Genomic DNA, 22,745 nt, shown 5'->3' with positions numbered 1-22,745 from the left:
GTAGAGAATGGCTTTTTATAGAATTACTTGTTATATTGTTGTTTTGCAACGTTTGCTAATTCATTGAATGCATTTGCATCACTAACTGCTAATTCAGCAAGCATTTTGCGGTTTACTTCGATACCAGCTAACTTAAGTCCGTGCATTAAACGGCTGTAAGAAAGACCGTTCATACGTGCAGCTGCATTGATACGAGTAATCCAAAGTTTACGGAAGTCGCGTTTTTTCTGACGACGATCACGGAATGCATATTGTAATGATTTCATTACTTGTTGATTTGCAACTTTATATAAAGTATGTTTAGAACCGAAATAACCTTTTGCTAATTTAAGAACCTTTTTACGACGCTTGCGCGTAACTGTACCGCCTTTAACACGTGGCATGTAATTTCCCTCCTATATAAATCGAAAATACGAGATTATTTAACGTAAGTTAATAAGTGACGAATGCGTTTGAAATCGCCTTTTGAAACCAGTGAAGATTTGCGAAGCTTACGCTTTGCTTTTGTAGATTTGTTAGCGAATAAGTGACTTGTATAAGCGTGGTCACGCTTTAATTGACCAGAACCAGTCTTTTTGAAACGCTTTGCAGCGCCGCGGTGAGTTTTCATTTTTGGCATTGGGAACTTCCTCCTTATTACTTGTCTGTTTTAGGTGCAAGAACTAGGAACATGCTTCGTCCATCCATTTTAGGATGAGACTCGATGGTCGCAACTTCTTTGCACGATTCGGAAAAACGGTCTAACACACGCTGACCGATTTCTTTATGGGTAATTGCCCGGCCCTTGAATCGGATTGAGGCTTTTACCTTGTCGCCTTTTTCCAAAAACTTAATGGCATTACGAAGCTTTGTATTAAAATCATGCTCATCAATTGTCGGGCTTAGACGAACTTCCTTCGTGGTAATGATTTTTTGGTTTTTACGAGCTTCTTTGTCTTTCTTTTGCTGCTCGAATTTAAATTTTCCATAGTCCATAATTCGGGCTACCGGAGGCTTTGCATTTGGTGCTACAAGCACTAAATCAAGATTCACTCGTCCTGCAATCTCCAACGCTTCGTTTTTGGATTTAATTCCTAACTGCTCACCATTTTGATCAATTAGGCGAACCTCACGAGCGCGAATTCCCTCATTTAACAACATGTCTTTGCTAATAATTAGCCACCTCCAAGGTTTAATCACGAAAACAACATCCAGGTCAAGAAGGATCTTAAAAAGGCTCCTCGTTACTTATGACACTAAGCAAATCGTCAGATACTAAAACTTTTAAGCAATGCTTTGTTTTTTTAACCAAACAAAAAAGTGCGGATGAAACCACCCACACTTTACGAAACAAAAGTAATAAAACAAAAAGTTCACGTAAAACCTGCCAACTGCTAATAAGCGTCAATCAGGTGAGAAGCGGGTGCTCCTTCTTTTCCTAAAATCGTATTCTATTTTCACCTTGATTACTATAACATAAGCAAAGACGTAATGTCAAATAGACTATGTTCTTGCAACGAAATTTATTTTAGCAAGAAATAAAAAATTATTCAATAGTTTTTTCAAAAACAAAAAGGAAGGTAAATCCTTCCTTTTTTAAAAACTAACCTTTTTGCACCTCTGCCTTTAATTCATCAAGGAATGCTGCAAATGGTTTTGTTTCTGAGTTTTGCTCGCCATATTTACGGACATTGACGGCATGATCTTCGACTTCTTTGTCCCCGACAACGAGCATATATGGTATTTTTTGCATTTGAGCTTCACGGATTTTATAGCCGATTTTCTCATCGCGTCCATCTAATTCAACACGGAAGCCGGCGCTTTTTAGCTGTTCTTGAATTTTTCTTGCATAGTCATAATGTGCTGCAGGTGAAACCGGAATAACTTGAACCTGAACAGGTGCTAACCATGTTGGGAATGCCCCTTTGTATTCCTCAATTAAGAAGGCAACAAAGCGTTCCATTGTTGAAACGACACCGCGGTGAATAACAACCGGACGGTGTTGCTTTCCGTCTTCCCCTACATAAGTTAAATCAAAACGCTCAGGCAATAAGAAGTCTAATTGAACAGTAGAAAGCGTTTCATCTTTACCTAATGCTGTTCTAACCTGAACATCAAGTTTAGGTCCGTAGAATGCCGCTTCCCCTTCTGCCTCATAATACTCAAGACCCATGTCATCCATTGCTTCCTTCAGCATGCTTTGTGCTTTTTCCCACATTACATCATCATCAAAGTATTTCGCTTTATCCTGTGGATCACGGTAGGATAAACGGAATGAGTATTCTGTTAAATTAAAATCTTTATAGACATCCAAAATTAAACGGACAACGCGCTGGAATTCTTCCTTAATCTGATCAGGGCGGACAAAGATATGTGCATCATTTAAAGTCATTCCCCGGACACGCTGCAACCCTGATAACGCACCAGACATTTCATAACGGTGCATAGTGCCCAGTTCGGCAATCCGAATTGGAAGCTCACGGTAGCTGTGAATCGCATTTTTATAAACCATCATGTGATGAGGACAGTTCATTGGTCGAAGCACTAATTGTTCGTTATCCATGTCCATAACTGGAAACATGTCTTCCTGGTAATGGTCCCAGTGACCTGAAGTCTTATATAGATTCACATTCCCCATTATTGGAGTGTAAACATGGTCATATCCTAGGCTTACTTCCTTATCAACAATATAGCGCTCAACGATACGTCGAATGGTTGCACCCTTAGGAAGCCATAATGGTAATCCTTGCCCAACTAATTGAGAACTTGTGAAAAGGCTTAATTCCTTACCAATTTTACGATGATCACGCTCTTTTGCTTCTTCGAGCAGACGTAGATGTTCTGCTAAATCTTCTTTCTTGAAGAAGGCTGTACCGTAAATACGCTGCAGCATTTTGTTGTTGCTGTCACCACGCCAATAGGCACCTGCAATACTTAAAAGCTTAAACTCTTTAATTTTTCCAGTTGACGGTACGTGAACACCGCGGCAAAGGTCGAAAAATTCACCCTGCTCGTAGATTGTCACTGTTTCCTCATCAGGAATCGCTTCGATTAATTCAAGCTTATACGGGTCGCCAGCTTCTTTAAACAGTTGTACAGCTTCTGCACGACTTACTTCCTTACGAACAATCTCAAGATTTTCATTGACGATTTTCGCCATTTCTTTTTCAATCTTTGGAAGATCTTCAGGTGTTAACGAATCTTCCAAATCCATGTCATAATAAAAGCCGCCTTCAATGACTGGGCCTACTCCTAAATTTACATTTGGATAAAGCCGGTTAACTGCCTGTGCCATCAAATGAGCTGTACTGTGACGCAATACCTCTAATGCATCACTTGAATCCGGTGTAACAATTTCTATTGAACCGTCTTCTGGAATTGGACGGCGAAGATCAACTAATTTACCATTCCATTTGCCGGCAATCGCCTTTTTCTTAAGGCCGGGACTGATGGAAGCAGCAATATCTTCCGTTGTTGTTCCCCGTGGGAACTCCTTTACTGCCCCATCTGGAAACGAAATCTTAACAACGTCTGACATAATAATTCCTCCTTAATATTTTAAGTGCCCGGGATTGAATTTGATCCCTTATCACTTTTTATACAAATAAAAAAACCCGTCCCTAAAGAAAGGGACGAGTTATGATTAACACGTGGTTCCACCCAATTTTTCATTTTAAAACACTTATGCTTTTTAAAATGACTTTGGACAAATAACGGATGATTAGCCGTCAGCATTTACTAACCCTGCAAAAATAAGGTATTCACTGCCGAAGTTTAAAGGTGGTAAGTATTTTTTTCGTGATAGGAGATTTTCAGCCTGGGATCTCCCTCTCTAGAAGCCGTAAAAAAATACTGTTATCCTTATCATTACTTTTTACGCATGTACGATTGTAAGTAAACTATGTACGTAATTATAATGATTCAATTTTGAAAAATCAAGTTCCTTTTACCCATTTTTTGCATTTTTATTTTTTACCCATGATTTTCGCCCATTTCACCCCTAAACTCCTCTTGCTCCTTTACTTTTCGCAGTGCTTGAAAGGATTTGAGCGTAACCCTTTCTTCAAAAATATTTTGAATGGTTCGAACTAGCGGTGCATCGGGTTCCTTTGCATAAAGAAAAATCGTTTTAGGCGCAATCGACAGAAGCGGTGCAATCGATGCAGAGTCAACATATACCGGATGATTCACCAGTAATTTCCGGTCAATCATTTTTGTTAATTCCCCTCTTTTGATTTCTCCAAACTGGGCAGTAAAGAAAGTGATTTCCTCATCAATCAATAGATGGAGTGTGTCCATTTTCGGCTCTCGTCCGGCCAAAAATTCACGTAGGGTTTGAATAAACATTTGATATTCCTGCTCCATTTTATATTCATCAATTGAAATTTCAACATAGTTTTCAAGCATCTGCAGGTAGGGACGCAGCCGAAATTTAAGAAAGGAATCGAAGGAAAAAGAAATATTTTCTTGAAAAACTTGCTCAATTGCTTCTTTGACCTTCGGTTCTTCCGCTGTTTCTTTTAATAAAATGGCTAAATCCTGCCGATGCCCTTCCTGGATCGAATAAATAATATCGATAATTTGCTGCTGCTCTTCCGGATCATCATAATAAAATTGTTCCTTGAGAATTTCCCGATACCAGTCTTCTGTCTTTATTTTTACAATAAACCCGAAAAAGGCCTCCTTTACTTTTTTAAACGTTAAAGCAGATAATCCGCCTTCAAGAATTTTTACTATATATCGATCTTCGTGTAGAAGAATATCATGTTCAGTTAAACAATCTTTTAAATACGTCAGCAAGTGGTTATAAAATCGCTTTGCATCCATCTTGCCTTGGAAGATGATTTCCGCCAACCAAATCCCCCCTATGTCCCAAACTCTGTTTTTAATATATATGGGGGACTTGGCCAATTTAGAAGTTATCCAAAAAGAAAAAGGACTGCTAATATAATATTAGCAATCCTTTTTACGTCATCTTTACTTAATTTCGGCGGTTTGGACCATCTACCTGAACAGGTACAGTCAAACTACGGATTCTTTCCATAATCCGGCGGGCTTTCATTTTTTCTTCCTCGCCACGCTGGCTATAGGTTAAATGATGTTCCAGCCCTTGATAATCAAAATTGGAGGTAAAAAACGTCGGCAGATTTTCAAGCATCCTAAACTGCATGATTGGCCCTAATACCTCATCCCTCGTCCAGCTGGACACAGCTTCTGCACCAATATCGTCCAACATGAGGATTGGTTCTTTTTTTAATGCTTCAATTTTTTCATTTAAGGTTGAATCCGCGATGGAGCTTTTCATTTCCCTTAACAGTTCAGGAACGTAGACAATCATCGAGGAAATTTTCTTTTTTGCAAGTTCATTGGCAATTGCACCTAATAAATAGGATTTTCCAACCCCAAACTTGCCATAAAGATATAACCCTTTTTGCCTCTTATTCTGTTCATAATTCATTAAAAAGTCGGCAGCTTGATCAATTGCATCAAGTCTGCCTGAATCACCCTCATAATCCTCAAAGGTCGCTTCTAATATATCTCTCGGGACATAAAGGCTTTTAATTAATTGCTCGTTTTTCCTTTTTTCATCCGCAATTACCTTCCTTGGACATTTTTCATATACCAAGTCAATCGAATTGCGCCTTAAAACTAGAGAAGGATGATACCCTTTCATCATATTAATACAGCTGTCAAGACTTTGGCAGCGGCTGCATTCCTTACTTTGATTCGTGTACTCGAAAAGTTTGCTTAAGCTTTTTTCAATCATTGCATCGTTTATTTGCTCCCGATGCTCATTAAGAAATGCTTTAATATCCGGATGCTGAAGAAGATCCCGCCGCATCTTTTCATAGCGTTTTTGAAAGTTTTCATTTGAGGCTAACCGCTTCAAGGTTTTGTTTATTTTTTCCAATATTCGTCACCCTCTATTTGCGAAATGCCTTTAATTTTTCCTCGATGGCACGCTTTTTCGCTTCTAGTTCCTTGTTATTCTCTACAGGCGCATCTTTTGCTGTTGTCTGAGATTTTTCTTCAAACCACTCTGGAAGTACTTCAGTTCGAATTGGCTTTTGCTTTGAAGAAGATTTTCCCGTTTTCTTCGTTTCACTCCACCCAAGGTAGGTGTTATGCTCTTTCTTTGCGAGGTCCATCGCTTCTTTAACCGTTTTAACCTGTTTTCTTGCCCAGTGCCCGGCAATTTTTTCAACATACCCTTTTGTAAATTTCATATCTGTTTTTAATAATACAAATTGAATGAGTACATTCATAACTCCCGGGAGAAGCTTTTGTTTAAACATCATCTCTTCGATAATTTCTAAGTCAGCTTTTGAGGGTTCAACACCGCCGGAGGAGTCTTTAAAAACCTTCACAGGCGAAGTGGTTTCCAATGAGCGAATTAACTGCTCCTCCTGTGTTTTTGGCTCCTCAAGCTGAACGCGGTAAACGTGCGGCTGAGTTCGTTCAATTAAGGACGGCAGCTGATCATAATGGACATATTGATACCAATCACGGGCAGCCTTTCTTAATTCCTCGACATCAATTTCATTTACTTCATTAACAGCCCCTAAGACGATATTTTTCATTTGAATCGGATCAATATCATAAAGAAAACCAAGATTACTGATAACCTCTTTCACTTTTGGAGTGAGCGCCTTTTTCGGTACAAGCGAATCATTTAATCCCGCTTGTAATAAATCGAAATTAAAGGTATTCACATCAACCACAATTGGTTTCTGTTCATTCCGGCCGATAAACTGCTGGTCATTGCCGGGGTCCAGTTCACTTTGGATGTTCTGCATATACTGCAGGCTTCCGGGGGTAGCTGAGGCAAAAACATCTTGAAATGCCTTTGTAACTTCAACAAATCCCTCTTCCTTCGGCTTTTGTTGATCACTAAAAAACCGCTTAAGCCGGGCGAAATGATTCTTACCGATTTTTCGATATAAATAAATATTAAGCATTCCATCTAAAAAGAATTGTTCTGGCGTGAGCGGCGGGTGAAGTTCGTAAATAAATGAGCGCTCCTCATCCGTTTTCACGTATGTCTTTAATAAACCAATTCCCTCCAGCTTTAATCGTGCCTCATAAATATCCTTTAGATTAATCCCTAGTAAATTCATTAATAAATGATGCGTGGAGGGTTCAGACCACAATCTGTTTTCTTCAAGCTCTGCCCATAGTGTCATATATAAACTAGAGCAGGTTGTTCCAATTAATGGCTGATACAATAAGGTCAGCACTTTTCGGTCATATTCATGTAGTAACCCACTGGCCGCAACAATATAACGATCGATTGGAATAAGCTCCTGCCAATGCTGCGCCATATATTTCAAACCCTTCTTATAAAAAAATTTTCCCAGTGAAAAAATGAGAGCCAAAGTCTCTTTAGCTCCCTATGATTTCTCTTTTTTTATCAGTTCTGTTAATTCATTAATAAATACATTAATGTCTTTAAATTGACGGTAAACAGAGGCAAATCGGACATAGGCGACCTCGTCCACATTAACGAGTCTGTCCATTACCATTTCGCCAATCATTTCACTTTTAATCTCGGAAATTCCTTGACTTCGCAGTTCTTTTTCTACCCCTTGCGTGATATCCTCTAATTCTTTTAATGCAACAGGGCGCTTCTCACAAGCTTTAATTAAGCCCCTTAAAATTTTATCCCGGCTGAATTCTTCCCTTGTGCCTTCCTTTTTAACAACAATTAAGGGAATCTCTTCGATCTTCTCAAAGGTTGTAAAACGATAGCCGCATTCTTCACATTCTCGTCTGCGCCGTGTTGCCCGCCCCTCATCAACTGGACGGGAATCAAGCACACGTGTACCATAATTTTGACAAGATGGGCATTTCATTGTTAATCAGCTCCAAATCTATCCGACAAAACCCGAACAAGTGTCATCATATCTTACCTTTATCTTATAAAAAACAACCCTTTAAGACAAGTAGAACTATTAGGCGTTTTTACCTGCACCAATATATGTATGTAATTGTTTAAGCTTGTCATAATAAGAAGTGATTCTCTTCCTTAAAGCAGGGTAGGTCCCTCCGACTGAAAAATGTTCGGTTGAAAGATTAAAATCCACAGCCGTTTCCATCCCTCTAATTGAAATGACCGTAGCAATTAGAAAACAAGGAAATGGTTGCATTACCTCAACGGCTATTTCGCCTCGCTCTTTCGATACGGTTATGATCCGGCAATCCGCATCCTGCCTAAATAATTCCTCAACAGATTGGAATAATTGATTAAAACTGGATTTATAGTAATGTGTTTTTAACTGTTCTTCTGAGTGCTTATCAGAGGTTTCAATTTGTTTACTGAACCTTAAGAATATATTCCCGAAAAGAGCCATATCGATCCTCCATTAAAAAATATCTTTCCTCCTAGTTTACATCAAATATTATGAAAATAAAAAGAGGAGTACCATCGGATACGCCTCTTCTTCTGCCATTTTCACTTTTATAAGGATTAAAGAACTTTTGCCTGTTTCACTTGAACAGGACCCATACCACGTGGAATTTCAATATTTTCACGTGTTTCCGCATTTAAAGCTTCTGCGATATAGTCGGCAGCAATATTCGGATTCAAATCGCCGCAAGTATACACATCAATGCTCGCATATCCGTGTTCTGGGAAGCTGTGAATGGTTAAATGTGATTCAGAAATAATCACGACACCGCTCACGCCTTGAGGAGCAAATTTATGGAAAGCCACTTCGCGGATTTCCGCACCTGACTTAAGAGCTGCCTCAACAAAAGTTTGTTCAATAAAGTCCATATCATTCAATTTTTCAAAATCGCATCCCCATAATTCTGAGATTACGTGTCTACCCATTGTTTCCATATTCAATTTCCCCCTCTAAAGATTTTTGCTTCATTCTTGAAATCCTGTTATTGACGGTAGCAAAGTAATTACCACGGGGGAAAGTTAGTCCAGAGAGGTCCTAACCCTTTAAGTAATCGATCGTTACCTAATTTCAAGAAGTTCACGATGACTAGTATACTTTGTTTATATTTTTTTTGCAACCTATCAAAATAAAATTTTTTAAAGATTCTATTATAAATTGCCTGTTGATTTCCGCTCCAATCAAAAATCTTTAACGCACGATTATGTAAAAAAAATTGCTGCCAATTGACAGCAATTTTTTTCAGCGGGTTTTATCCCACTTTCACCTGTTTAGTATTCGCCATTTCTTGTGCAACAAATAGAGTTAAATCAACAACGCGTGAAGAATAGCCCCACTCATTATCATACCAAGCAAGAACCTTGACTTTTCTTGTGCCCATTACCATGGTAGATAGACCATCAATGATGGCTGAATGTTGGTTGGTGTTGAAATCAACTGAAACAAGCGGCTCCATTGTAAAATCTAAAATTCCTTTTAATGGTCCATCTGCTGCTTCGATAAATGCATGATTAATATCATCAACTGTAACATCTTGTTTTAAGTCAACTACTAAATCAACTAAAGAAACATTTGGCGTAGGAACACGAAGTGCCATTCCATGCAATTTGCCCTTAAGCTGTGGTAAAACTAAGGATAATGCCTTAGCAGCGCCAGTTGTTGTTGGAATGATAGATTGTCCACACGCTCTAGCCCTGCGTAAATCTTTATGTGGGTTATCGATATTCTTTTGGTCATTTGTATAGGCATGAATCGTTGTCATTAAACCGGATTCAATTCCAAACTTTTCATCCAATACTTTTGCGACTGGCGCAAGGCAATTTGTTGTACATGATGCATTTGAAATGATGTCATGCTCGTTAAGGTCGAGCATTTCATCGTTTACCCCAACAACAATCGTAACATCCTCATTTTTACCTGGAGCAGTTAAAATTACCTTTTTAGCTCCTGCATCCAAATGTAATGCTGCTTTTTCACGGGAATTAAATTTACCTGTTGCTTCAATTACGATATCTATATTAAGCTCTTTCCAAGGAAGTTCTTCCGGATTTCTGCTGCTTAATAATTTCACTCTTTTTCCATTTACGATTAACTCATCATCTAAGGCAATAACTTCCCCTTGAAAAGGTCCGTGATTTGTATCATATTTAATAAGATGAGCTAATGTCTCAGCCGGATAGCTCGCATTAATCGCTACAACTTCAAGCTTATTTTCAAGGATCGCTTTTCTAAAAACCATCCTTCCGATTCTCCCAAAACCGTTAATTGCAATTCTTGCTTTCATTTTACGGCCCCTTCCGCATAAGTGTTATACTGTTAACTTGTTTTCTTGTAATTAGTATAACATATTAATCCGTAATTGTGATGAATAATATGCGGATTTTATTAATGTTTTATTTTTCAGATAATTCATTCAGGTGGAAATCCCTTGATTTAACGCCAAAAACTAGCGATTCCAATAAAAAAAGAGAAGGGGAATCCCTTCTCAAATAGGTTATACATTATAGATTTTCTCCCCATTTTGCTAAAACTTCTAGGAGTTGTTTTTTTGTTTCTATTAGTGTCCCATTATTATTGAGCACTGCATCAGCCAGTTTTACTTTTTCTGCAAGCGGCATTTGTGAATGGATTCTAGCCTCCGCTTCATCCATAGAAAGCTGATTTCTCTCCATCAACCTCTGCAGCTGAACCTCACGATCTACATAAACAAGAATTGTTTTTTGGACCATATAGGTTAGCTTACTCTCAAATAATAATGGGATATCGAGAACGACGATTTTTTCCTGATGCGAAATGGCCGCTTCCATTTGCTGTCTCATTCGCTTTCGCACTTCAGGATGAACAATCTCATTTAAGAGCTGTCGCTTATCTTCATGGTGAAAAATAATGGAACCTAATTTTTGACGATCAATTTCTTCATTCGGAAGTAAAATATCGCTGCCGAAGGATTCAATAATTTTTTTATAGGCAGGTTCACCTTTTTCCACTGCAAGGCGTGCTTCGATATCTGCATCAATAACGGTGATATCCATTTCCTTAAACATATTGGATACCGTGCTTTTTCCACTGGCGATTCCGCCTGTTAATCCAATAACGAGTGACATGCTCTTATCCTTTCTAAGTTCATCATAATTTCCATATTCCAATTAAAATCAACATTACTCCCGGTAAGAAGGTAAATTTCTGAATCCATTCATACTTGTGAAAGAATGTTCCAATTTTAATTCCAAAAAGGACAAAGGATGGGCTCATAATTGCTACCGCTAACGCTAAATAGTAAGGGGAAAACCCGAGCATAGCAGCCCCAATTCCTGCACCAAAAGAATCTAATGACAAAGCAAACCCCAGCGCTAATGCCTCAATTCCTGTAATGGTACCAGATTGGTCAAAATCGGCAGACATTGGTTTTTTCAAAATATTTATGGCTAAACCGAGAGAGCGAATTTCAAAATTCACAATTGTTTTTTCTTGTTTTTGAACTTCTTTCTCTTTTTCCGGCCGAAAATATTGATAAATGACTCCTGCGCCCAAAGCAATAAGAATGAATCCCCCAAGCCCTGCCGTTATACTTGGTGATAATATTTTCGCAAGACCATGTCCGATTGACACAGCGAGCAATAAAGATAATCCCGCACAGCTAGCAATGATAAGAACTGATTTAACTGGCATGACCATTTTTCTTAATCCATAGGTAAATCCAACGCTAAAGCTGTCGAGACTAAGAGCAAGAGCTAGTAAGAGAAGTGAGAACAATTGAACCATTGATGTAGGGCTCCTTCCTGTCAATCACTACGATAGTATATGGAAGGAGCCTATCCTATGTGTGCCTTTAAACCGGCTTTTACATCATGATTAAATCTTTTGGCAGCTTGGACAAAAATGTGTTCCGCGGCCGCCGACCGTTATTTTTTCAAGCGGTGTACCGCATCGTTTACATGCTTCGCCTTTGCGTCCATAGGCATATAATTCAAGCTGAAACATTCCAATCTCTCCTTGAGAGTTGACATAAGAACGTATCGTACTTCCGCCCTTTTTCACTGCTTCACTTAACGTATGAATAATTTCTTGATGAAGAATTGTGGTTTCTTCCTCAGTCAAGGTATTCGCAATCCGTTCCGGATGAATCCCTGCCCGGAAAAGTGCTTCATCTACGTATATGTTTCCAAGCCCAACGAGGACCTTTTGATCTAAAAGTGCCGGTTTCACTTTCCTTGTTGTCTTTTTTAACATCTCACTTAAATAATTCCTTGTAAAGGTTTCATCAAAGGGCTCTGGTCCAAGATCAAATAATGGCGGCCGGAAAAATTCTTCCCCTTTTTTATATAAATGCATTGTTCCAAATTTACGAACATCACGATACCTTAAATCAGTTTCATCGGTAAAATGAAAAATCACATGGGTATGCTTATCATAAGGCTCACTTTTTGGATAAAGTCCGTATTTTCCTTCCATCCTTAAATGGGAAACAAGCGCATAATGGTTGGTATATAGGATTAAAAATTTCCCCCTTCTCCCCACATCTAAAATGGTTTCCCCTTTTAGGGCATCAATGAATTGCTCGATTTCTACAGGATTTTTAATGATTTTCGGCCAATGGACTGTGATATCTTTAATTTCCTTATGAAGAACTAAATTTTTTAACGTTTTTCGCACCGTTTCGACTTCTGGAAGTTCAGGCATTCAAATTCACCTCATTTTACTTGGCATCAAACCAGGTCGGCCCATATGCATAGTCTACTTTTAATGGCACCTTCAGTTCCAGTGCATGTTCCATTACTTCCGGTACCAACGTTTTTAAAATTTCAATCTCATCCTGTGGTGCCTCAAAGATCAATTCATCATGGACCTGAAGCAATAGCCTTGTTTTTAAGTTATGCCCTTTCAGCGCTGCATCCATCTCAATCATGGCTTTTTTAATAATATCAGCCGCACTCCCTTGAATCGGGGTGTTCATCGCCGTTCTTTCCGCAAAGCTGCGAATATTAAAGTTACGGCTAGTGATTTCAGGGATATATCTTCTGCGCTGCAATAATGTCGTAACATATCCCTTTTGTTTTGCCAGTTTAATGATATCATCCATATAATCTTTGACACCCGGATAGCTGTTAAGATAACGTTCAATAAATTTTCCGGCTTCTTTACGGGTAATTCCTAATCCCTGTGATAAACCATAATCGCTGATTCCATAAACAATTCCAAAATTTACAGCTTTTGCCTGACGTCTCATATTAGATGTGACCTCATCCGCACTGACATGAAATACTTCCATCGCAGTTTTCGTATGAATATCCAAGTCTTCTTTAAAGGCTTGAATCAGTTTTGCATCACCAGCAATATCCGCTAAGACACGCAATTCAATCTGCGAATAATCCGCAGCAAAAATCACCCAGTCTCTTTCGGATGGAACGAAGGCCTGGCGAATTTTTCGTCCTTCTTCTAAACGAATTGGAATATTTTGCAAGTTCGGATCAATAGAACTTAGTCTTCCTGTCGCCGTTAAAGTTTGTTGAAACCTTGTATGGACCTTACTATTTTCAGGATTAATGACCTTAAGTAATCCTTCAATATAGGTTGACTGCAACTTACCTAATTGCCTGTAAAGCAGAATATATTCAATGATTTCATGATCAGGCGCCAGTTTTTCTAACACATCTGCAGAGGTTGAATATCCCGTTTTCGTTTTCTTGAATGAAGGCAGACCCAGTTTCTCAAATAGGATAATCCCTAATTGTTTAGGAGAATTAATGTTAAACTTCTCACCTGCTAATTCATGGATGACCTTTTCGATGTCGATTAAACGGTCGTTAATCTCCTGCCCCATCAGCTGCAGCCGCTCGCTGTCCACCTTTATCCCACATGCCTCCATATCTGCTAAAATAAGCGATAACGGCATCTCAAGATCAGTGAACAATTCATATTGTTCATTTTGTCTTAAATCATGTTCCAGTTTTTCCTCTAAAACAGACATTGCCAAGCCTTTTCTGACTAAATGGTCCGCAAGCAGCTGGGTATCGGGAATTTTCCGTTTCGCTCCTTTTCCATAAAAGGCTTCATCAGATTGAATATTATGTACATCATTTCTTTTTGCTATTGATGCAAGATCTTCAATGCTTTCAGTCGGGTTGATGATGTAAGAAGCAATCAAAGTATCAAAGTGGACACCTTTTAAATGAATCCCATATCTTCTTAAAGAAACCTCTGAACGTTTTGCATCATAAACAGTTTTCTTTTTATTTTCATCTTCTGCCCATTTTTTAAATTCCTCTGATTTTGTCGCTAATTCCGTTGGAAAATAAAAATTCCCGTTTTCATTTACCAGTGAAAAACCGATAATGTCAGCATAATGGTAATTGTCATCGAGCATTTCGACATAGAAATAATTATGATTGGCAAATAAATCCGCAGTGATTTCTTCCGGGATCTGAAACTCGATCTCTTCCATATCCTGCTGAACTTCGTCTACTTCAGACTCTCCGAGTTTATCCAGCAATGAATTAAAGCCTAATTCTTTAAAAAATGCCACCACTTTTTCTCTGGTAAACCCTTCATAAGAAATTTCATCTAGTTTTATTTCGACCGGAGCCTTCCTTTCAATCGTGGCTAACTCTTTGCTCATTAACGCTTGGTCTTTAAATTCTTCGAGCTTTTCCTGCAGTTTTTTACCACTGACTTGTCCGATAGAATCCAGCAGATTTTCAAGTGTTGAAAATTCCTTAAGTAATTTAATTGCCGTTTTTTCACCGACTCCCGGTACTCCGGGGATATTGTCAGATGCATCTCCCATTAAACCCTTCATATCGATTATTTGCACAGGGGTAAGACCGTATTTTTCTTGGATATGCTTTGGAGTATATTCTTCAATATCTGTAATCCCTTTACGGGTAATTCCGACTGTAGTGGTATTCGAAGAAAGCTGTGTTAAATCCTTATCTCCGGAGATCACTTTTACATCATAACCATTCTCTTCTGCATTTAGTGAGAGTGTGCCGATAATATCATCTGCCTCATAATTGTTGAGTTCATAACGTGAAATCCCATAGGCATCTAACAGTTCACGGATAAACGGAAATTGTTCTGATAGTTCTGGAGGTGTTTTTTGCCTGCCCCCCTTATATTCCTCAAACGTTTTGTGACGGAAGGTCGTTTTTCCGGCATCAAAAGCAACTAGGATATGGGTCGGTTTTTCATCTTCAATAATCTTCATCAACATCATGGTAAAACCATATACTGCATTTGTATGAATTCCTTTATCATTATTCAGTAGCGGCAACGCAAAAAATGCCCGGTAGGCAATACTATTCCCGTCTATTAATACCAGCTTTTTCTGATCCATCAGGAACCTCCTCATATTACACTTATTAACGATTATGTATATATCTTTTTAAAAAACATAATTTCCTTTTCTTATTTTATCATGACTGGAAAAAGAAAAGAAAATAACGTTGACGTCGTAAAAAAAAGAAAAGGTGAAAGCGGGGTAACTTTCACCTTTTCTTTGGTTCCCTTGGATTGGGGGCTTGTACAATTATCATATAACGACAATGTTAACTAAATATATAGAAACTATTAAGTTTATGTAAATTTATTACACCAACCAACCCAAGGCTACTTTCACTATTTACTAAATTCGATAATAAATTCACTGCCTTCGCCCACACTACTTCTAACACTTATTGTTCCATGGTGAGCCTCAACTAAATGCTTCACGATGGCTAATCCTAGCCCAGTTCCGCCGGAATTCCTGCTTCGAGCCCGGTCTACACGGTAAAAACGCTCAAATATCCGAGGAATTTCATCCTTTTCAATTCCCACTCCAGAATCTTTCACATGAATTCGAACATTTTTTCCATGTTCTAGTAAAATGACCTTAACCTCTCCTTCAGGAGGTGTATAGGTAATCGCATTTGCAATCAAATTAATAAACACTTGCTTTAATCGATTCACATCGCCCTTAATCAAAACCTGTTCCTGGTTTGGATAAAAATCAATGTTCATTTTCTTTTCTTGAGCTTTGCCACTCAACATTGTGATCACTTCATTAAGTAATAATGTCAAATCTACATCTTGCAAAGCCAATTTAAATCCTTGCTGTTCAATTTTTGACAGGTCCAATAAATCCTGAATCAGCGTTTGCAGCCTGTCACTTTCTTTTAAAATAATCGAGAGGAAAGCTTCCAATGTTTCTTGGTTATTCATCGCCCCATCTAAAAGTGTTTCAGTAAATCCTTTGATTGATGTGACCGGTGTTTTTAATTCATGCGAAACATTGGCAACAAAATCCTTACGCATTTGCTCAAGTTTTTTTATTTCTGTTATATCATGAAAAGCAAGCAAGATGCCTTTCCAAGCATTGTTTTTTCCAATGATTGGCACCCCATAGACATCAAAGTACTTTCTTTCAATAAATAATGGAAGCAGCATTTGTTTTCTAATCTTTTGCTCAGTTCTGAAAACCTCTGTAACTAAATTACAGATTTCTTCATGATCCATCACTTCAAAATAACGTTTAAACAAATAATCTGCAGGATCCACATGAAATATTTCACCATAGCCCCGATTAATCAAATTTATAAAACCACGGCTGTCAATTAAAATTAAGCCAGCCCCAATATTTTCAATCAATGCCGTCAAACGATCCTGCTGCATTTCCTTGGATTTAACCATTTCTTCAATGTTCTTTGCCAAAATGTTTATCGACTGGTTTAGCATTCCTGTTTCGTTAAATCCACCTACAGTAGTCCTTGCCCGATAATTTCCTTTGGCAAGCTCCATTGCCACTTGTGTAGCAGCTTCAATCGGTTTCGTGTATCTTGCTGTAATCAAATATCCAAGAAAAAGAATAATGAGTAAGATAATTCCCAGGCTAAATAATAAAATCCACCCATATTGTCCATATTCCTGTTTTAGCTGGTAAAATGATTGAGAATAATAACCTTTCAATAACTGACTAACCAATATTCCTAATCCAGTTAAGACAATCACTATGGTAGCAATTAGTGCAATTAGAAGCCTTTTACGAAAATTTGTCATTCTCCTTTTGGCCCCTCCATTTTATACCCCAGTCCGCGAATGGTTTTGATATAGATTGGCTTCTTGGTATCATCTTCAATTTTTTCCCTTAAATGCGATATATGGACATCCACAATCCGTGTATCTCCGGCAAAATCATAATTCCAGACGGCACTTAATAATTGATCCCGGGTTAAAACCCTTCCACTATTTTGTGCAAGATGCAGCAAAAGTTCAAATTCCTTTAATGTTAGCTCTAATCGTTCCCCTCGAAAATAAGCTTCATGTTTTTCGGAATAAATTTTTAAATCCCCGATTATAATTTGCTCGATATCTTTTGTATTTTCATTAGATTCGGGCTGTACTTGTGTTCTTCTTAGAATGGCTTTCACTCTAGCAATTACTTCTCTTGGGCTGAATGGCTTAATCATATAGTCATCTGCACCCAATTCAAGGCCCAAAATTTTATCAAACTCATCATCTTTTGCTGTTAACATTAGAATAGGGGTCATGACTTTGTTTTGGCGAAGCTGTTTGCAAACATCCATTCCATCTAGTTTGGGCAGCATAAGGTCTAAAACGATGATATCAGGCGACTCTGTTTCAGCTAATCTTTTTCCCTCTTCACCATCCATTGCTGTAAGACACTCAAATCCAGCCTGCTCAAAATTATATTGAAGTAAGGTTACGATTGATTGCTCATCATCCACAACAAGTACTTTATTTTTCATAGAATCCTCCGCTTTTATATAAATTTGCCCCTATTTTATTGTCCTATCCAAGTTTCCAATTTTCATTATAATATAAACCTTAAAGAAATTCCTTCAATAACCTTTAACCTCGGTAAAAAGAAAAAAGGAATGTGCAGACCACATTCCCTTAACTGTTCTTATTAAAAGTTTTCCAATGCCTGTCCATCCAAACCTTCGAGCGGGTATGGCGGACATACCTTTACTTTTCCTTGGATGACCACTTCATTTTTTTCATTGTGACCCAAAACATGAATTATGACAAAATGATTGGGTTGATCTACTTCGATTACCTCAAATAAAAAATGAACGGTTCCATAGTGGTAAACCGGTTTCGGAAACTCAATTTCCTGGCTAAGAATATGACTTCCGGGACCTGGTAAATACTTCGAAATAGCGGAAGTGAGGATTCCTGTAAGCATAATAACCGGGACAATTGGTTTTTTAAACGGTGTTTGTGATGCATAGTCATGTTGAATATAAAGGGGATTGGCATCATCTGTTAATCCTAAATAGAGTAATAAGTCCTTATCTTCAATTTTTTCCGTCAGCGATAATTTTTCTCCGACGGTCATTTCTTTAATTTTTCGGCCCAGTTTTCTCTTTTTTCCTAAAAGCATTTTTTCTCCCCTCTTATGTAAACGGTTTCAATGTAATTCGAAAAAAATTCGGGGCATAAACCCCGAATCTCAAATTTATTAAGCTAGTACACCCATAACATTGCGAACAGATTCAGCAGATTTATCTAATGCTGCTTTTTCGTTAGCAGTTAATTCAAGTTCAATAATTTTTTCAATTCCATTTGCCCCAAGGATAGTTGGTACGCCAAGGTAGATTCCATCATATCCAAATTCACCTTCAAGGTATGCGATAGAAGGAATGACACGGCGTTGGTCTTTTAGAATTGTTTCACACATTTCCACTAAAGAAGCCGCAGGAGCATAGTATGCGCTGCCATTTCCAAGTAGGTTAACGATTTCACCGCCGCCTTTTCTTGTACGTTCAACAATTGCTTCCAAGCGATCTTTCGGAATTAATGTTTCAAGAGGAATACCGCCTGCATAGGAATAACGAACAAGTGGTACCATGTCATCCCCGTGTCCGCCTAAAACAAAACCTGTAATATCTTTTACAGAAAGGTTTAATTCTTGGGCAACAAATGTACGGAAACGAGCTGTATCAAGAACACCTGATTGGCCGATTACGCGATTTTTAGGAAAGCCAGATTCTTTAAAAACAGTGTAGGTCATTGCATCAACAGGGTTTGTTAAAACAACGATTGTACAATTTGGTGAATACTTAACAATCTCCTGTGTTACACTTTTCATTACTTTTTGGTTTGTTTGGACTAAATCATCTCGGCTCATGCCTGGTTTACGAGCTATGCCGGCTGTAATAACAACGATATCCGAGTCAGCCGTATCTTCGTAATTGGAAGTGCCTGTGATGTTTGCATCAAAACCTTGAACAGGACTTGCTTCAAGCATGTCTAATGCTTTGCCTTTAGTTGGATTTTCCATTTGAGGAATATCAACTAAAACCACATCTGCAAGTTCTTTTTGTGCAAGTAAGAATGCAGTAGTTGCTCCAGTGAAACCGCCGCCGATTACAGAAACCTTTTTACGTTTTAATGACATTTTGACTCTCCCCTTTTTTTAAAAAGTATAAAATCTAAAATGCATAACCAACAGGGGCTGTTTATAAAACAGCCCTTAACTGAAGGAAATAAACTTATTCCATATTTTTGATTAGCTCGTCGGCAAACTCAGATGTTTTTACTTCTGTTGCTCCGTCCATTAAACGGGCAAAGTCATATGTTACAACTTTAGAAGCAATGGATTTTTCCATTGATTTCGTGATCATATTTGCTGCTTCATTCCATCCTAAATGTTCTAACATAAGAACACCTGATAAGATAACAGATGAAGGATTTACTTTATCAAGACCTGCATATTTTGGTGCAGTTCCATGAGTTGCTTCAAAGATTGCGTGTCCTGTTACATAGTTAATGTTTGCTCCAGGTGCAATACCAATACCGCCGACTTGTGCTGCAAGCGCATCGGAGATATAATCACCATTTAAGTTCATTGTAGCAACAACATCAAATTCTTTAGGACGAGTAAGGATTTGTTGTAAGAAGATGTCAGCAATTGCATCTTTCACAATAATTTTACCTGCAGCTTCAGCATCAGCCTGTGCTTTATTCGCAGCATCAGTACCTTGTTCAGCTTTAATGCGGTCATATTGATTCCAAGTGAAGACTTTATCGCCAAATTCTGTTTCAGCCACTTCATAGCCCCAGTTTTTAAATGCGCCTTCAGTAAATTTCATGATATTACCTTTGTGCACAATTGTAAGAGATTTACGTCCCTCTTTAATGGTATAGTTAAGAGCTGCGCGAACAAGACGTTTTGTTCCTTCTTCAGAAATTGGCTTAATTCCAATACCTGAAGTTTCAGGGAACCTGATTTTCTTAACGCCCATTTCATTTTGAAGGAATTCAATCATTTTCTTAACTGCATCTGAACCTTTTTCATATTCAATACCAGCATAGATATCCTCAGTATTTTCACGGAAAATAACCATGTCTGTATCTTGAGGACGTTTAACTGGGGAAGGAACCCCTTCAAACCATCTTACAGGACGTAAGCATACAAATAAATCTAATTCTTGGCGAAGTGCAACGTTTAATGAACGGATTCCACCGCCAACAGGTGTTGTTAATGGGCCTTTAATAGCAATTAAGTATTCATTGATTACATCAAGAGTTTCTGAAGGCAGCCATTCCCCTGTTTGATTGAATGCTTTCTCACCTGCTAAAACTTCTTTCCAGACAAGTTTGCGTTCTCCCTTATAGGCTTTTTCAACCGCTGCATCTAATACGCGATACGAAGCTGCCCAAATATCAGGACCAGTACCGTCTCCTTCGATAAACGGGATAATTGGATTGTTTGGTACATTTAATACGCCATCTTTAACAGTAATTTTTTCGCCTTGCATAGATGTTCTCCTCCTAATATGTATAACTGTCGGGTAAAAGTTTTATAACCCGTTTTCTAGGACCGAATCAAAGGTTAGAGGGTTACCCCTAACCTTTTCCCTACAATCCTATTACACCAATTTTTGAGCAAAAAGTAAAATGAAATTATCCTCTTTGTTCAATTGGAATGTATTTTTGCATTCCAGGACCAGTATATTCAGCGCGCGGACGAATTAAGCGGTTGTTTTCATATTGCTCCAGAATATGAGCAAGCCATCCGGAAACACGGCTGACAGCAAAGATAGGTGTGAATAAATCATGATCAATACCAAGGCTGTGATAGACAGATGCTGAATAGAAGTCAACATTTGGCGGTAATTTCTTTTCGCCTGTAACAATGCCTTCAATTTTAACAGACATGTCATACCAGAATGGTTCGCCGGTAAGTTCTGTTAATTTCTTTGACATTTCCCTTAAGTGCTTTGCACGCGGGTCTCCTTGCCTGTATACTCTGTGACCGAAGCCCATGATTTTTTCTTTTTTCTCCAGCTTGCCGCGAATATATGGTTCAACATTTTCAATTGTACCAATTTCAGTAAGCATCTTCATAACAGCTTCATTTGCTCCACCATGAAGCGGACCTTTTAATGCTCCGATTGCAGCTGTAACTCCGGAGTAAACATCTGATAATGTAGCCACACAAACACGTGCAGTAAAGGTAGAAGCATTTAATTCATGGTCTGCATGTAAGACAAGTGCTTTATTAATTGCTTCCACCGCAATAGGCTTAGGCTCATTTCCTGTTAACATGTAAAGGAAATTAGCTGCAAAGCTTAAATCCTTTTTTGGTGCAACAGGTTCTAGACCTTTTCTAACCCTCGCAAATGTTGCTACAATTGTAGGCATCTTTGCTTGCAGACGAACCGCTTTTTTATAGTTTGCTTCTTCATTCATTACATCGGCTTCATCATCATATAACCCTAATAGAGAGACGGCTGAGCGGAGCGCTGCCATTGGATGAACCTTTTGAATTGGATACATTTTGAAATGTTCGATTACTTCTTGAGGAAGTGCTGCATTTTCAGAAAGTTCTTTTTTAAGCTCTTTCAATTGCTCTGCTGTCGGCAGCTGACGATGCCACAACAAATAAATAACTTCTTCAAAACTAGCATTTTTTGCTAAATCATCAATGTCATAACCCACGTATGTTAGTGTGTCATCGATAATTGAGCTGATGGAGGAGGTTGTTGCTACAATCCCCTCAAGTCCACGTGTTACCGTCATCGTAAATCTCTCCTTTGCTTTCTAAAATTCCCCATTACCCATTTGTTTATTATATCTTTCAATAAAAGTTAGCTAAAGCTATCCTGGATGAAAAAGAATAAAATAGGTTGTATTTCCCCATTCATTGTGTTACCCATCTCACGCATATTTCCAATAGATTGAAATAGAGTGAGCGCTTGCTCGGAAAAAAACAAAATCTTTCCTTTATAATAAATTGCTTATTATAAAGGTATTTTATCATATATGAGTGAGATATGTAAAAAAGGATACGCTTACACGTTCTATTATAAACAATTATCAGAGTTTTGTGAATGAGAAGGACTTGAAAAAATAGAAAAATATTATTTTTACAAAATTTCTAAGTGAAAAAATCAACAACTTTCATCACTGTATAGGCAATACCTGCCCCAATAAGCGGTCCCACTGCCACACCTTTAAAAATTGAAACAGATAAAATGGTTCCTAATACAAGTGCTGTCGTAATTTGAGGATCATTCGTAAGTAATGATACCCCCCCTTTTGCTAATAAGGCAACGGCCATACCGGAGATAAGGGCAATCCAGGCAAATGAGGATTTAAATGCGCCGGTTAAATCCTTAAAACCAATTTCTCCACTTGCAATCGGAGCTAGTACTGCAATTGTAATAATTGTAACACCCCAATTGATTCCTTTCGATTGAAGCATGGTGAACGATTTTGTCCCTAATCCGCTAAATTTTAGTAAAAGCAAAACTGCAATCGCAACCATTAAGGAGTTATTTTTAGCTATAAAACCGATTCCGAGTAATAACAATAAAAATAATAATGATTGACTCATCATTTGTTGTGCACCTCCTATTA

General features: G+C 38.1%; 22 protein-coding genes and 1 other annotated feature. All 22 genes read right to left on the bottom strand.

What is annotated here, in order from left to right:
• Window positions 1-23: 23 nt before the first annotated feature.
• A complete protein-coding gene (rplT, locus tag ACFQZ9_RS17035) occupies window positions 24-383 on the bottom strand; it encodes a 50S ribosomal protein L20 (protein ID WP_498944699.1) in 360 nt (119 codons plus the stop codon).
• Between the two features lie 35 nt (window positions 384-418).
• Complete coding sequence (rpmI, locus tag ACFQZ9_RS17030) at window positions 419-619, bottom strand: 50S ribosomal protein L35 (RefSeq protein ID WP_026572234.1); 201 nt, start codon at window positions 617-619, stop codon at window positions 419-421.
• A gap of 17 nt (window positions 620-636) precedes the next feature.
• Window positions 637-1,140, bottom strand: coding sequence for a translation initiation factor IF-3 (gene infC, locus ACFQZ9_RS17025; RefSeq protein WP_198309577.1), 504 nt, complete (start codon window positions 1,138-1,140; stop codon window positions 637-639).
• Between the two features lie 147 nt (window positions 1,141-1,287).
• Window positions 1,288-1,420, bottom strand: a sequence feature (ribosomal protein L20 leader region).
• Window positions 1,421-1,582: 162 nt separating this feature from the next.
• Window positions 1,583-3,517 carry a threonine--tRNA ligase gene (gene thrS, locus ACFQZ9_RS17020; RefSeq protein WP_198309391.1) on the bottom strand — a complete coding sequence of 645 codons (1,935 nt, stop codon included), beginning with the start codon at window positions 3,515-3,517 and terminating at the stop codon, window positions 1,583-1,585.
• A gap of 434 nt (window positions 3,518-3,951) precedes the next feature.
• A complete protein-coding gene (locus ACFQZ9_RS17015) occupies window positions 3,952-4,833 on the bottom strand; it encodes a putative sporulation protein YtxC (RefSeq protein WP_232489987.1) in 882 nt (293 codons plus the stop codon).
• A gap of 127 nt (window positions 4,834-4,960) precedes the next feature.
• Complete coding sequence (dnaI, locus tag ACFQZ9_RS17010; protein WP_498944698.1) at window positions 4,961-5,890, bottom strand: primosomal protein DnaI; 930 nt, start codon at window positions 5,888-5,890, stop codon at window positions 4,961-4,963.
• A gap of 13 nt (window positions 5,891-5,903) precedes the next feature.
• Window positions 5,904-7,301 (bottom strand): replication initiation and membrane attachment family protein, encoded by a 1,398-nt coding sequence (locus ACFQZ9_RS17005; protein ID WP_498944697.1) that lies wholly within the window; start codon window positions 7,299-7,301, stop codon window positions 5,904-5,906.
• Between the two features lie 69 nt (window positions 7,302-7,370).
• The gene (gene nrdR, locus ACFQZ9_RS17000) at window positions 7,371-7,832 is read right to left on the bottom strand and encodes a transcriptional regulator NrdR (protein ID WP_198309394.1); all 462 of its coding nucleotides are present in this window, start codon (window positions 7,830-7,832) and stop codon (window positions 7,371-7,373) included.
• A 99-nt stretch (window positions 7,833-7,931) separates the two neighbouring features.
• The gene (locus ACFQZ9_RS16995) at window positions 7,932-8,330 is read right to left on the bottom strand and encodes a hypothetical protein (protein WP_498944696.1); all 399 of its coding nucleotides are present in this window, start codon (window positions 8,328-8,330) and stop codon (window positions 7,932-7,934) included.
• A 116-nt stretch (window positions 8,331-8,446) separates the two neighbouring features.
• A complete protein-coding gene (gene speD, locus ACFQZ9_RS16990) occupies window positions 8,447-8,821 on the bottom strand; it encodes an adenosylmethionine decarboxylase (RefSeq protein WP_026572226.1) in 375 nt (124 codons plus the stop codon).
• Between the two features lie 314 nt (window positions 8,822-9,135).
• A complete protein-coding gene (locus ACFQZ9_RS16985) occupies window positions 9,136-10,167 on the bottom strand; it encodes a glyceraldehyde-3-phosphate dehydrogenase (RefSeq protein ID WP_198309396.1) in 1,032 nt (343 codons plus the stop codon).
• 217 nt (window positions 10,168-10,384) lie between these two features.
• Window positions 10,385-10,987 (bottom strand): dephospho-CoA kinase, encoded by a 603-nt coding sequence (gene coaE / locus ACFQZ9_RS16980; protein ID WP_498945180.1) that lies wholly within the window; start codon window positions 10,985-10,987, stop codon window positions 10,385-10,387.
• 22 nt (window positions 10,988-11,009) lie between these two features.
• Window positions 11,010-11,645 (bottom strand): MntP/YtaF family protein, encoded by a 636-nt coding sequence (ytaF, locus tag ACFQZ9_RS16975; RefSeq protein ID WP_498944695.1) that lies wholly within the window; start codon window positions 11,643-11,645, stop codon window positions 11,010-11,012.
• 90 nt (window positions 11,646-11,735) lie between these two features.
• Window positions 11,736-12,563: an Fpg/Nei family DNA glycosylase gene (gene mutM / locus ACFQZ9_RS16970; protein WP_498944694.1), complete on the bottom strand. Its 828-nt coding sequence runs from the start codon at window positions 12,561-12,563 to the stop codon at window positions 11,736-11,738.
• Window positions 12,564-12,579: 16 nt separating this feature from the next.
• Window positions 12,580-15,219 (bottom strand): DNA polymerase I, encoded by a 2,640-nt coding sequence (gene polA, locus ACFQZ9_RS16965; protein WP_498945179.1) that lies wholly within the window; start codon window positions 15,217-15,219, stop codon window positions 12,580-12,582.
• Window positions 15,220-15,497: 278 nt separating this feature from the next.
• Window positions 15,498-16,913 carry a HAMP domain-containing sensor histidine kinase gene (gene pnpS / locus ACFQZ9_RS16960; RefSeq protein ID WP_498944693.1) on the bottom strand — a complete coding sequence of 472 codons (1,416 nt, stop codon included), beginning with the start codon at window positions 16,911-16,913 and terminating at the stop codon, window positions 15,498-15,500.
• On the bottom strand, window positions 16,910-17,623 hold the full coding sequence (locus ACFQZ9_RS16955) for a response regulator transcription factor (protein WP_498944692.1): 714 nt from the start codon (window positions 17,621-17,623) through the stop codon (window positions 16,910-16,912). Before ACFQZ9_RS16955 ends, pnpS begins: the two co-directional genes overlap by 4 nt.
• A 161-nt stretch (window positions 17,624-17,784) precedes the next feature.
• Window positions 17,785-18,261, bottom strand: a complete 477-nt coding sequence (locus ACFQZ9_RS16950; protein WP_498944691.1) for a hotdog family protein — start codon at window positions 18,259-18,261, stop codon at window positions 17,785-17,787.
• A 78-nt stretch (window positions 18,262-18,339) separates the two neighbouring features.
• Complete coding sequence (gene mdh, locus ACFQZ9_RS16945) at window positions 18,340-19,278, bottom strand: malate dehydrogenase (RefSeq protein ID WP_198309403.1); 939 nt, start codon at window positions 19,276-19,278, stop codon at window positions 18,340-18,342.
• Between the two features lie 94 nt (window positions 19,279-19,372).
• Complete coding sequence (gene icd / locus ACFQZ9_RS16940; RefSeq protein WP_026572216.1) at window positions 19,373-20,641, bottom strand: NADP-dependent isocitrate dehydrogenase; 1,269 nt, start codon at window positions 20,639-20,641, stop codon at window positions 19,373-19,375.
• Window positions 20,642-20,786: 145 nt separating this feature from the next.
• On the bottom strand, window positions 20,787-21,905 hold the full coding sequence (gene citZ / locus ACFQZ9_RS16935) for a citrate synthase (protein WP_198309404.1): 1,119 nt from the start codon (window positions 21,903-21,905) through the stop codon (window positions 20,787-20,789).
• A gap of 358 nt (window positions 21,906-22,263) precedes the next feature.
• Window positions 22,264-22,725 carry a DUF441 domain-containing protein gene (locus ACFQZ9_RS16930; RefSeq protein ID WP_498944690.1) on the bottom strand — a complete coding sequence of 154 codons (462 nt, stop codon included), beginning with the start codon at window positions 22,723-22,725 and terminating at the stop codon, window positions 22,264-22,266.
• Window positions 22,726-22,745 lie beyond the last annotated feature (20 nt).

This window comes from Neobacillus sp. GCM10027624 (assembly GCF_042675345.1).
GTDB lineage: Bacteria > Bacillota > Bacilli > Bacillales > Cytobacillaceae > Neobacillus > Neobacillus cucumis_D.
This window is presented reverse-complemented; position numbering and strand designations above follow the sequence as displayed.